At 51.3% G+C, this 11,928-nt stretch carries 9 protein-coding genes; 8 read left to right on the top strand and 1 reads right to left on the bottom strand.

The genetic code is table 11. The features are described from left to right. The first annotated feature begins 62 nt into the window (after window positions 1-62). The 5 genes from B0D78_RS00130 to B0D78_RS12500 all read left to right on the top strand — a co-directional run bounded on the left by B0D78_RS00130 (window position 63) and on the right by B0D78_RS12500 (window position 6,640). Window positions 63-1,070 (top strand): ornithine cyclodeaminase family protein, encoded by a 1,008-nt coding sequence (locus B0D78_RS00130; RefSeq protein ID WP_009165129.1) that lies wholly within the window; start codon window positions 63-65, stop codon window positions 1,068-1,070. A 144-nt stretch (window positions 1,071-1,214) separates the two neighbouring features. Beyond that, the gene (locus B0D78_RS00135) at window positions 1,215-2,219 is read left to right on the top strand and encodes an ornithine cyclodeaminase family protein (protein ID WP_078014965.1); all 1,005 of its coding nucleotides are present in this window, start codon (window positions 1,215-1,217) and stop codon (window positions 2,217-2,219) included. 371 nt (window positions 2,220-2,590) lie between these two features. Further along, window positions 2,591-4,051: an L-serine ammonia-lyase, iron-sulfur-dependent, subunit alpha gene (gene sdaAA / locus B0D78_RS00140; RefSeq protein ID WP_240496066.1), complete on the top strand. Its 1,461-nt coding sequence runs from the start codon at window positions 2,591-2,593 to the stop codon at window positions 4,049-4,051. Window positions 4,052-4,158: 107 nt separating this feature from the next. Further along, window positions 4,159-5,763, top strand: a complete 1,605-nt coding sequence (sdaAA, locus tag B0D78_RS00145) for an L-serine ammonia-lyase, iron-sulfur-dependent, subunit alpha (protein ID WP_078014967.1) — start codon at window positions 4,159-4,161, stop codon at window positions 5,761-5,763. Between the two features lie 562 nt (window positions 5,764-6,325). Next, the gene (locus B0D78_RS12500; RefSeq protein ID WP_143521655.1) at window positions 6,326-6,640 is read left to right on the top strand and encodes an IS30 family transposase; all 315 of its coding nucleotides are present in this window, start codon (window positions 6,326-6,328) and stop codon (window positions 6,638-6,640) included. A 366-nt stretch (window positions 6,641-7,006) separates the two neighbouring features. Here the strand turns inward: B0D78_RS12500 and B0D78_RS00150 are convergent, their stop codons facing one another. Further along, the gene (locus B0D78_RS00150; RefSeq protein WP_168169934.1) at window positions 7,007-7,849 is read right to left on the bottom strand and encodes a MurR/RpiR family transcriptional regulator; all 843 of its coding nucleotides are present in this window, start codon (window positions 7,847-7,849) and stop codon (window positions 7,007-7,009) included. A 262-nt stretch (window positions 7,850-8,111) separates the two neighbouring features. On the opposite strand from B0D78_RS00150, the gene B0D78_RS00155 reads away from it, so the two are divergent. From B0D78_RS00155 to B0D78_RS00165, 3 genes are all read left to right on the top strand, one after another. Further along, window positions 8,112-9,140, top strand: coding sequence for an ornithine cyclodeaminase family protein (locus B0D78_RS00155; protein WP_009165136.1), 1,029 nt, complete (start codon window positions 8,112-8,114; stop codon window positions 9,138-9,140). Window positions 9,141-9,384: 244 nt separating this feature from the next. Beyond that, window positions 9,385-10,767: a sodium/glutamate symporter gene (locus B0D78_RS00160; protein WP_078014969.1), complete on the top strand. Its 1,383-nt coding sequence runs from the start codon at window positions 9,385-9,387 to the stop codon at window positions 10,765-10,767. A 29-nt stretch (window positions 10,768-10,796) separates the two neighbouring features. Beyond that, window positions 10,797-11,888: an NAD/NADP-dependent octopine/nopaline dehydrogenase family protein gene (locus B0D78_RS00165; protein WP_078014970.1), complete on the top strand. Its 1,092-nt coding sequence runs from the start codon at window positions 10,797-10,799 to the stop codon at window positions 11,886-11,888. Window positions 11,889-11,928 lie beyond the last annotated feature (40 nt).

Raw genomic sequence — 11,928 nt, forward strand, 5'->3', positions numbered from 1 at the left:
ATTTTGCGTCTATATGGTTTTCAGTTTGACGGTCTTACTTTTCCGCAAGGAGGAATCTGTGCATGAAAACGTTGTTGCTGAGCCAGAAGGAAGCCATGAGCTTGATTACAATGAAAGATGTTGTCGAAATCGTGGAAAAGAACTTCCGCGGCATGGGCGAAGGAAACGTCATCAACCCGACCAAGGTCAACCTTGACCTTGGCGAGACCAGCCCATACCCGCCCTATGCGGGCTACATGAACGCCATGCCGGCCTACATCGGCTGGGAGAACGTTGCCGGCATCAAGTGGGCTGGCGGCGCGCTCGGTAAACGAAAAGCCCTCGGACTGCCCTACATTTCTTCGATGATGTTCCTCGTTGACCCCGTGACGCTCCAGTTCAAGTCCGTCATGGATAGCGCGATGATTACGAATTACCGTACTGGCGCTCAATCTGCCGTTGCAATGAAGTACCTCACGAAGAAGCGGAACATCACGTTCGGTCTGTACGGCGCTGGAATGCAGGCTCGTACGCAGGTTATGGCATTTGCTGAAATCTTTACGCTCAACAAGATCAAGGTGTATGATGTTTACACACCGGCTGCCGAGAAGTTCAAGAAAGATGTTGCTCAGTACGTGAAGAATGGCAACATTGAGATCTGCTCTGTTCCGCGTGACGTGGTCGAAGACTGTGATGCTATTGTCGCTGTCACCCAGGCCCAGAAACCGATCGTCGAAGACAGTTGGATTAGGCCGAAGCAAGTCTTCTTCCCGATGGGCAGCTGGCAGGAGTGTACGGACGAGTTCATTCTCAACGCTGACAAGATCGTCGTTGACCACATCGGCCAGTGCCTACACCGCGGTGCCTTGAAACACGTGGTGTCCGAGGGCAAGTTTTCCGAGAAGGACATCTACTGTACGATCGGCGAACTTGTTGCTGGCAAAAAGAAACTCGCATACGTCGAAGACCGCCCTGCTGAGCGCACGATTTGTATCCCGATTGGCACCGGCGCTCAGGATGTAGCTGTCGGCGGCGTCATCTACCAGCGCGCCATCGCGAAGGGTATCGGTGGCAGCTTCCAGTTCGTGTAAAACCGCTGGACTGAAAAGAGTGATTTCCCGGGCCGCTGCCGGATTCTTGTCCAACCGCCGTGATCAGCGTGGCGCTTCGGCCCCTGCCAAAAGCCTTTAGAACCTGCTGTCGCGCAGGTTTCCCCATAAGGAGGAACGTTTCACATGAAAACCCGTCTGCTGAGCCAGGATATGATCAAGAGCCTCATCACGATGAAAGACGTCGTGGACGTCGTCGAGAAGACATACCACGGCATGGGCGAAGGTACCGTTATTAACCCCGCCAAGGTGAACCTTGACCTTGGCGAAACTGCCGAATACCCGCCGTACAAGGGCTTCATGAACGCCATGCCCGCGTTCATCGGCTTCGAGGACATTGCGGGCCTGAAGTGGGCTGGCGGCAACCTCGGCATGCGTCCGCTCATGGACCTGCCCTATGTCTCTGCCCTGCTTATGCTGGTCGACGCTCCGACGCTCCAGTTTATCGGCGTCATGGACAGCGCTCACATCACGAACTTGCGCACCGGCGCCCAGTCTGCCGTCGCTTCGTGCTATCTCACGAAGAAGCGCAATATTACGCTGGGGCTTTACGGCGCCGGCATGCAGGGGCACACCCAGACCATGGCGTTCGCCGAGCGCTTTACGCTGAACAAGGTCGTCGTGTACGACGTGTTCCCCGCTGCGTCTGAGAAGTATAAGGCCGACTGCGCGCACCTTGTGAAGGACGGCAACATCGTCATCGCGAAGACGCCGGAAGAGGTCTGCAAAGATGCAGACATCATTGTCTGCGTCACCCAGTCCAAGGACAAGTACGTCAAGGACGAGTGGATCAAGCCCGGCCAGATCCTGTTCCCGATGGGCTCCTACCAGGAGTGCGAGGACAAGTTTATCAAGAACGCCGACAAAATCATTGTCGACCACATCGAACAGTGCATGCACCGCGGTGCTCTGAGCGGCCTTTATGAGAAGGGCGAGCTCAAGGAGAGCGACGTGTATGCTACGATCGGTGAAGTCGTCGCCAACAAGAAGAGTGTCGTCCCGGTCGAAGAGAGCCATGAGCGCATTCTCTGCCTGCCGATCGGCACCGGTTCGATGGACGTTGCTGTCGGCGGCATCGTGCTTGAGCGTGCCAAGGAAAAGGGCGTTGGCGGAGAGTACGAGTTCGTATAACAACGCAGCGCACTACTCTTCCGGAGCTTCACCCCGAGGTTTCCAACGCGAATCGCAGTTGATTTGAACTCTGGAAGGTCGTCTGCAGGGTGCCAGGCTTGCGATGATCTGGGGCTGTCGCGCGATATTTCGTGCCGCAGCCCTTTTTCAGCGCTGTTTTATATATATTATTAGATAAATTTATGTTATGCTTTTCACTTCGTTTAAGTCATTTTGGAGGAATATCCATGCCTGATTGCAGCACTTGCGGCGCGTGCATCAACAGTGATCGCGGCGGTGCAGACCGACTGCCAAGCCTCTTCGATTCCATTGGACCTGTCATGACCGGTTCGTCCAGCTCCGCCACAGCGGGCGTCCTGCGTATCGGGCGTATGGGACGATTGCTGATCGGAGGCAATCCGGACGCGATCGATCTGTATTTCTACGGCGCGCTCTCGACAACGTACAAAGGCCATGCGAGCGACGGCGCGGTTGTTGCTGGTCTGCTCGGTGAGCTCGAAGACTCCGGCCTGATTGGGAAGATGCTCAGGATTGCCGCCGAACGCGGCATTCCGGTTCACGATCATGCCGACCCCGAATCGACGCGCAACTCGATGACCGTCGACATGGCGCTTGTGCGGAACGGCGTCCATTACCGCATCTCCGGCGTGTCCATAGGCGGCGGCGAGATCGAGATGCAGGAGGTGGACGGCTGGCCCGTCCTGCTCCATGGTTTTGAAGACGGCGCGCTGTTCCTTGCGGACCGCCGTTTCAGCCAAAGCGAAGTCGAAGCGTTCCTCGGCCGTTCCGTCCAGTCCGTGACGGCCACGGAGTACGACGGTAAAGCATTCCACACCGTTCTGACCGAGACGGCCCTGACAGAGCCGCAGATAAACGCCCTTCGCGGCGCGTCGATCCGCGTTTACCCTCTGCGCAACCTGTGGGATTTTAAACTGAAAGACCCGGTTCCTCTGTTCGACACCTTCGCCAGCTGGCTCGCCCTTGCTGAGAAGACGTCAGCCCCCTCTGCCGCGGAGGCGTATGAAGAGCGCCGGAGCGGCGTGAGCCGCGAGTGGGTGCGCAAAAAGACGCTGACCGCCTGGAATGCCATGAAGGTGGCAGTCGAGAACGGCCTCGCTGGTCATAACCGTCTGCTGGGCGGCCTGACTCCTGGCGACGACGGCGCGAGGCTCAAGAATCTCGTTGACGCGCATCAGAATCTTTCCGGCCCCGTCGTGGGTACAGCAATCGCACGTGCGCTTGCTGTCATGGAGAGTAACGGTTCCATGCGTCAGGTCGTCGCCTGTCCGACGGCAGGCTCCTGCGGCATCATGCCTGGCTGCTTGATGACCGCGGCAGAAAAGCTTGGTTCGAGCGACGACCAGATTATCGACGCTCTCCTGGCCGGCGCAATGACCGGCGTCCTTATCGCAAAACGCGCTCCCGTTTCCGGTGCCCTTGGCGGGTGCCAGTCCGAGATCGGCGTTTCGTCCGCTATGGCAGCAGCCGCACTGGTTCAGCTGGCCGGCGGATCGGCAAAGCAGGTCCAGGAGGCGTATGCTCTCGCGCTGAAAAATGTCCTTGGGCTCGTGTGCGATCCGGTCGCCGGTCCTGTCGAAGTGCCGTGCATCAAGCGCAACGCTATCGGCGTCGCGAATGCGTTCGCCGCGGCCGACATGGCCCTTGCCGGCATTGAGAGCATCATCCCGCCTGACGAGGTCCTTGACGCCCTGATCAACACACAACAGTATCTGCCCCGTGAGCTTCGCGGCATGATGAGCGGCGGGCTGTGCGCGACGAAAAAAGCTCACGAGCTCAAAGACTGGTGGTACAAAAAGCTCGCGACGATGTAGCGGAGCCAGGCGATTGAAATTTACGATCGAAATTCAGCGTGAAACAGAAAACGTTTTCAACATACGACCGCCCCGCGTGGTTTATTACAAAATATGGAGGAATACATATGAGCATCTGTACCCAGTGTGGTATGTGCACGAACAGCGGCGGCAATACCGACCGTCTTCCGAGCCTTTTTGACTCCATCGGCCCGATCATGACGGGGCCATCCAGCTCGCATACGGCAGGCATGGTGCGTATCGGGCGCATGTGCCGCCAATTGATTGGCGGCGCACCGGACACGATCGACCTTTACTTCTACGGCGCGCTCTCGATGACGTACAAGGGCCACGCCAGTGACTCCGGCGTTGTTGCGGGCCTGCTGGGCCAGCTTGAGGATTCTCCGGGAATCAAAACGGCGCTCCAGACAGCCAAGGCGCAAGGGATCCCTGTCGTCGTCCATCGTTACCCAGACGACACAAGCCACAGCCCGGCAACTGTCGACACAGAACTGACCCGGAACGGGGAGCGTTATCGGATTGTCGGCCTGACGATCGGCGGCGGCGAAATCCAGATGAGCGAGGTCGACGGTTTTCCTGTCGAACTCCATGGCAGCGAGGACGGCGTTTTGTTCTCCACCTCCAAAGCCTACACCGCTGCCGAGCTCTCTGCCGCAGTCGGCGCAACCTTCCAGTCCTGCGTGTCGACCGTGAAGGACGGCGTCTATTTCCACACGGCGATCTCGGACAAGTCCCTGAGCGAGGACGCCATGGCGAAGCTGAAGCTCCTTGCTTCAAAGGTCTATCCTCTGGCTGGCCTGTGGAACTTCAAGCTTGTCAACGCTGAACCGATCGTGAATAGCTTCGATGAGCTTCTTGCCCGCGCAAAGGCTTCCTCGATCCCCGCGGTGGCCGAGGAATTTGAAGCGCAGCGCAGCGGCGTTACGCGCGAGTGGATCCGCAAAAAGACGCTCGAGGCATGGAAAACCATGAAGGCGTCCGTCGTCGCCGGCCTTGGCAAAAACAACCTTGTGGCCGGCTTCATGCCCGGCGACGACGGTGCGAAGCTCATGAAGCTTGTGAACGAAGGCAAAAATCTCTCAGGCCCCATCGTCGGCACGGCTGTCGCGCGCGCGATCGGCGTCATGGAGGCCAACGGCAGCATGTGCTGTGTCTGCGCTTCGCCAACGGCGGGTTCGTGCGGCGTCATTCCCGGCTGCCTCCTGACCTCTGCCGAGCAGCTCCACTCCAGCGAGGACCAAATCATTGACGCCCTGCTCGTCGCGGCCATGACGGGCGTGCTCATCGCCAAGCGCGCGCCGGTATCGGGCGCTCTTGGCGGTTGTCAGTCTGAAATCGGCGTCGCCAGCGCGATGGCTGCGGCAGGCCTTGTCCAACTTGCCGGAGGAACCCCTTTGCAGTGTTGTGAGGCAATGGCGCTTGCCCTCAAGAACATCCTGGGGCTTATCTGTGACCCCGTGGCAGGACCTGTCGAAATTCCCTGTATCAAGCGCAACGCGATTGGCGTTGGGAATGCCTACGTTGCAGCCGATATGGCACTTGCTGGCATCAGGAGTGTCATTCCACCGGACGAAGTCGTGGATGCCCTGATCAACACACAGCAGCTTCTGCCTCGCGAGCTTCGGGGCACTCTGGTTGGCGGACTTGCCTCGACGAAGACTGCGCGTCAGCTGAAGGACGTATGGTATAAGCGCATGGAAGAGATGGGGTAACAAAAATTGTCTCAATAATACTGGGCCTTGTTTAAAAAACAACGTGATTTGTACTCCTTCAACAAAACAACAATGGCGGCAAGATGAAGTTGAAAGCTCGCTGAAGCTGCATGGGCGGCTCTGAAATTCTTCTTGACCGGCAGGGGCGCAGAATAAAGAGACTGTCTCCAAACTGCAGAACTGTCTTTAAAGACGAAGGATACCATTTCGTTCCGCTTACATGCAGTGCTTCAACACTGGATAAATTTCATCACAGAAAAGCAAAGGGCCGCCTTAATTGGCTTTTGAGATGGCCTCTTGCTGTGCGGGAAGCGACAGGAGGAACTATCCGTAAAATTTGCGGTTGAAAAAAACGCGCTCACTCTTGATGCTGCATGGGGTTGTCTTCGTTTCCCTTGTAAAAGTCGGGACTTCAGGCAGTGGTCTCCCGAACAGATCGCTACACGCTTGAAAGAAGAGAAAAAACTCTATCTCCATCAGCTATGCGACGATTTACCGCTGCATCTCCAGCGGCGCTTTTGTCTGTACGTACCTCAAGAGCGTCGCCAGGACCGTCATCGATATGCTGAAAGATCTGCCCCATGAAAGCGTCACTCCGGATCGTGGCTGCGAGTTCTACAATTTCGAACAGATTGGCGCCGGTCTGGGCGGAACGAAACTCTATTATCCGAAACCACACCAGCCATGGCAGCGGGGTACGAACGAAAACACCAACGGATTGTTACGGGAATGTTTTCCAAAGAAGAAGGATGTCACGGATATACCTAATGAAGTTATCCAGATGTATGTCAGACGCTTGAACTCTCGACCTCGTAAATGTCTTCACTGGAAATCTCCTTACGAAGTTTTCTACTCTGCCTCGTTGCGCTTGGTTTGACTATTTGCCTTCTAAAAGTTGGAAAAAAGCCGTCGAGGATCAGGACTACGCCGTCACCGCGATCGAATAAAAGCTTTTATCGATACGAGATACGACAAAGCCCAGGTTGGATCATGTCGAACATTTAGTTCGCCACGATCCAACCCGGGCTTTGTTAATTTTCAATCATCTTAAAGAGCTATCACTATGGAAGCATATGATGCGCTGGATGGATTAATCATTATGAATTAAGGAGTCGCTGATTAAATCAGCGACTCCCCAGAGAATGTGCGTGTGTTGGAGTTTCCTTTTGACGGGAGATTTTTCTTCTTTATAACGTTCAGATTCCATTCAATGTGTCTTGACGTTTATATCGAATTCTCGGGCTTACGGCTCGTAAAAAGTTTCGTAGTCAGAATAAAACTGTTCAAGTTGACTTAAAGATTTCACGTAGCTTTTGTAATGTGAAATACCATAAGCAAAAATTGAATTGAGGAGCGACATGCAGCCTACATAGGACGCTACGTAATTCTGTGTCCGTGTCGAACATGTAAAAACTAAATCTGCATAAACATATGACGGTGAAAGCTTGTCATCCGTCACTAAAACGATAGGAATTTTTCTGTCATGCAGCGTTTTGAGCATCTTGACCACGTCTTTTGAATAACGATTGAATGAAAAGGCCATAACTAAATCGTCAGAATGAACCGTAAGCATTTTGTCGATATAATCGCCAATTCCGGGCGTAATCGGAAAAACCGTAAGTCCTTGCATACGCAACAATAAACTTGTGTAGGTTGCAAAGATTGCCGAGGTTCGGAATCCCATCGTATAGATAATATGAGCTTTTTCAGCTAGGTGAAAAAATTTCTTTATATTTTCTTGATTAATCGGGTTATTCATTGTCCTGTGAATATTCTCGATATCTAGTCTTGTTACTTCATCCAAAACGCTCTGTTGGTGTGCCTCGGTGAAATTATCGTCGTTGATATTGTAGTGACTAATCAAAGTTTGCTGAATATGATCCCGCATTGCCTGTTTGAACTCCGAAAATGCGGAATACTGCATTTCAGTGCAAAACTTTATCACCGATGTCACGCTTACGCCGGCAGCTGTCGCTACATCAGTAATCGTACAAAAAGGAATGTCACTGTAATGCTCCATGATGTAGGTTGCAACTTTTCTCACTGCGGGAGAAAAAGCAGATTGTCTCTTTTGAATTTTTTCCAAGAAATTTTGCATTACAGCCCCACCTCGATTTATGTCCATCATAACAAATTTCCGCTTGAATCACATCATGAATATCTCAGAAGATGAAGATCTCAAGGTTTTCAACAAAGTTTTTTCCATTCAGTCGAAAAATCTTTGTCTATGTATACAAAATAATTTTATTTTTTTGTTGCAAGAAAAATTTTTATGCTAATATTGAATTACATCGTACGATGCTGCAGGGACAGTTCGGCAAATTTTATTCCAAAAGGAGCGCGACGCAATGAGTACTTCGCATCTTGAAATTCTATTTTTGAACAATAAGGAGGTCAATTCTCTCGCGGGCAATTCTATGCCGGATGTTATTCACGATATCGAACGAGTTCTCTCGATGCTTGACAAGGGAGAAGCGATCAATGCCGGTAAAATCGTTCTTCATTGGGGAAAAACCATCGAAGAAGAAAACATTTACGGGCGCATCAATGCCATGCCAGGTTTTGTCGGTGGCGAATACAACATGGCTGGCATTAAATGGATTGGCAGCAATCCCAACAACTACAAACAAGGACTGCCACGTGCAACCGTAACCGTGATTCTGAATGATCCAATATCGAAAGTGCCGGTATGTATTTCTGACGCGACTACGGTCAGCGCCAAGCGTACTGGCGCCGTTGCCGGATTGGCGATGAAGTACCTCGCGGTGCAAAACGCACAAACAATGACGATATTCGGTGCGGGAGCACAGTCGCGTACGCAGCTCGAAGCCGCTATGGTCGTTCGTCCGTCCATCAAGGAAGTTTATATTACTGACATTGTATTTGAACGTGCCGAAAGCTACGCCGCGGAAATGACCGCAAAGTATCCCGGTCTTAAAGTTACGGCAGTTCAAGACGCTTCCGGTGCCTGCAGGAAGAGCGATATTATCAGCACCGTAACTATTGCGACAGAGCCCGTTGTGCAGGCGGAATGGATTAAAAAAGGCGCTCTCATGATCAATAATGCTGATTATGAATACACATATGACTGCGTCAGGCTGGCCGACAAGGTTTTCGTTGATACGTGGGAAACTATCAAACATCGTATGATTAGCACTGTAGCGCTGATGTGGCGAGATGGTCTGTTTAAGGATGAACAGATCACGGCTGAGCTTGGTGAGATCATCAACGGTAAAAAGAAAGGGCGTGAGAATGACGAAGAAACAATCTACTTTAACGCCGTCGGTATGGGGGTTGAAGATATTGCAGTAGTTTCCCGTGCCTACCATAAAGCAGTGGAAAAAGGCATAGGAACCAAGGTTCCTTATTGGGTGTAGGCTGCTTGTCAATTTCCCCTTGCAAATAAAATAGGTCCTTTAATATCGCTCAGGATATTAAAAGAATGAGGCCGCTGCAAGTGAAAGAATGAGGTTTTGCATAGAAATAGTTCTGTTCTCTCTCTAAGCGGCCTTTTATTTAGGAGCGTTTTGTAAGTAAATATACGATGATATTGGTTTTTATAGGTGCAAAGTGACATAAAAATTGTATTTTTTGCCGTATTTCAGGAAAGGAGCTCAAAACATGTTCCCTTTGGAAAAAATTACGAGCGGCACTATTAATAATCTGCTCCTATATATCAGTATTGTTGGTCTGTTACTTGTCGTTGCCAGTCTTATCCGACTCAAAGTACATTTTTTACGCAAAGCCTTTATTCCTGCTTCGCTACTGGCTGGAGTTATTGGTTTGGCTTTAGGCCCCTACGCGCTAAAAATTATCCCTGCTGCAATGATGACATCTATTGGTGCTTTACCAAGCTCAATGATCACGATTGTATTCTCTTGTATGTTGCTGGGAGTGAAAAAAGAGAAGACGGGAGAATATGCGCTGCATGACAGCGTCACGGGGCTTCTTTGGCTATGGTCGAATAGTTTTATGCAGGTGGGCGTCACCGCACTGTTGTGTGTCGTTTTGTTTACTCCGTTTTTTGGTGTTAACCCGCTGTTTGGCTCCCTGTTTGAGATCGGCTTTGCTGGCGGACATGGAACGGCGGGTGGCATGGCCTCGCTTTTCGAAGATCCTAAGTTGCTTAACTGGATTGATGGTGCATCCTTGGCACCTACCGTAGCTACGATCGGCCTTCTTATCGGTATTTTCGGCGGTATGGGGGCTATCAACTATGGAGTTCGTAAGAGATACACAAAAGTTCTGACTGGGCCAACAAGCGGCGGAGACTCGCGGGAGATCTATCCTGAAGGTAATCGCGAGGCAAGTGCCAAGATGACGGTCAGTCAAGATGTTGTTGAACCTTTTGCCCTTCATTTAGGCGTTATTGGTATCGCTGTTATTGTTGGGCGCCTGATCGTGTGGAGTTTTGGCGCCATATTCAAGTACAAGGGATTGCCGCTTTTCCCTTTTGCCATGATTGGCGGGTGGTTGATCAACATTGTCATTCAGCATACGTCACTCCACGATCTTTTTGATCGTGCCACTTTTCAGCGTATCCAAGGCATGGCCCTTGAAATTCTGATCGTCGCAGCGATGGCTTCTATCAAGATTCCAGTTGTGGTCGAATATTGGATGCCGCTGCTGATTGCTACTGTCATTATTACAGTCTTCATGTATTTCTGGCTGTTCTGGCTGAGCCCGCGCGTTTTTTCCCATTGTTGGTTTGAGCAGGGCATCATTCGGTTCGGTGCATTTACTGGAGTAGCTGCCGTTGGCTATATGCTGCTTCGTACGTCCGATCCTAAGATGGAGACGGATGCTGGAACCATTTATGCTCTTGGGTGTCCTCTCATGAGCCCTTTTATCGGCGGTGGGCTAGTGACGACAATGTATCCGTACTTTATCAAAAACTTTGGCGCGTTGGCGACAGGGTTGACTCTCTGTACGGCTTCAATTGCCCTGATCGTTGTGATGCGTTTGTTCTTCTGGAATAGGGCCATTCAGAAACAACAGCGATAAGTCTATTTTATGCGAGAGGAAGCTTTTTTATGGAAGCGAGTGTTGCAGTTATTGGTGCAGGGAATGGCGGAACGGCAATCGCCGCATACCTTTCCAGCCAAGGCGTAAAAGTAAATCTATGTGACCCTTTTCCACAGTACATTGCCGGCATTCAACAAGCAAATGGCGTTAATCTAACCGTGAACGGGCGAACATCGCACTGTCAGTTGAATTTAGTGACGACTGATATTCCTCTTGCCATTCAGGATATTCATTTGATCATGGTTGTCACACCTTCTTTTACTCATCGGTTGATTGCAGAAGCTTGTTTCAATGCGTTGGAAGAGGGACAGACTGTTGTCTTGAATCCTGGACGTACTGGCGGAGCTTTGGATTTTCTCAATGTAATCCGTAGCCGGGGCTGCAAGGCTGACGTTACCATTGCGGAGGCACAGACACTGATCTATGCCTGTCGTAAGACGGGGCCCTCGTCTGTGGAAATCAGCGGTATAAAGAAAAAGATCCTTCTGGGAGCTCTTCCGGCAAACCGTACGGAACAGGTATTGGCAATGCTCAGGCCTTTTTATCCACAGTTCGTGGCAGCGAAGAACTGTCTGGAGACAAGTCTTTCTAACATTGGTGCGCTTTTCCATCCAACGCCGCTGTTGCTGAATATCGGTAGGGTTGAGAGTGAAACTGGTGGTTTTCGTTATTACCTTGATGGGATTTCCCCTTCCGTGACTGTTCTTGTCAAAGAGATTGACAATGAACGTATGGCCGTTGCCGCTGCTTATGGTGTGAGCGTCCTCAGTGCAGAAGAATGGCTGGTTGAATCGTATGATACTCATGGAGAGGATTTGTATCATTTGATTCAGAATAATGCCGCCTACAGCACAATCAAGGCACCAAAGACAATTGATGCCCGTTATATTACTGAGGATGTACCAATGAGCCTTGTGCCAATCTCCGAGCTGGGGCGTAAAGCGGGCGTTGCCACGCCCAATATCGACGCTGTTATCCAGCTGACAAGCGCAATCTATAAACGAGATTTCCGAGCGAGCGGTCGCTGTTTAAAGAATCTTAGCCTTGACAGTATGGAGAGGGAACAAATCATTCATTATTTTGAGACTGGCAGCCGTTGATCTGAATTGGTGTTAATAACTATTTCTTAATTGAAACGCT

The sequence above is a fragment of the Pyramidobacter sp. C12-8 genome (assembly GCF_002007215.1).
GTDB lineage: Bacteria > Synergistota > Synergistia > Synergistales > Dethiosulfovibrionaceae > Pyramidobacter.

Excerpts from the sequence above, each read along its gene's own strand:
- B0D78_RS00130 (WP_009165129.1), top strand. The coding sequence starts at position 63 with ATGAAAACGTTGTTGCTGAGCCAGAAGGAAGCCATGAGCTTGATTACA.
- B0D78_RS00135 (WP_078014965.1), top strand. The coding sequence starts at position 1,215 with ATGAAAACCCGTCTGCTGAGCCAGGATATGATCAAGAGCCTCATCACG.
- sdaAA (WP_240496066.1), top strand. The coding sequence starts at position 2,591 with ATGGGACGATTGCTGATCGGAGGCAATCCGGACGCGATCGATCTGTAT.
- sdaAA (WP_078014967.1), top strand. The coding sequence starts at position 4,159 with ATGAGCATCTGTACCCAGTGTGGTATGTGCACGAACAGCGGCGGCAAT.
- B0D78_RS12500 (WP_143521655.1), top strand. The coding sequence starts at position 6,326 with ATGCTGAAAGATCTGCCCCATGAAAGCGTCACTCCGGATCGTGGCTGC.
- B0D78_RS00155 (WP_009165136.1), top strand. The coding sequence starts at position 8,112 with ATGAGTACTTCGCATCTTGAAATTCTATTTTTGAACAATAAGGAGGTC.
- B0D78_RS00160 (WP_078014969.1), top strand. The coding sequence starts at position 9,385 with ATGTTCCCTTTGGAAAAAATTACGAGCGGCACTATTAATAATCTGCTC.
- B0D78_RS00165 (WP_078014970.1), top strand. The coding sequence starts at position 10,797 with ATGGAAGCGAGTGTTGCAGTTATTGGTGCAGGGAATGGCGGAACGGCA.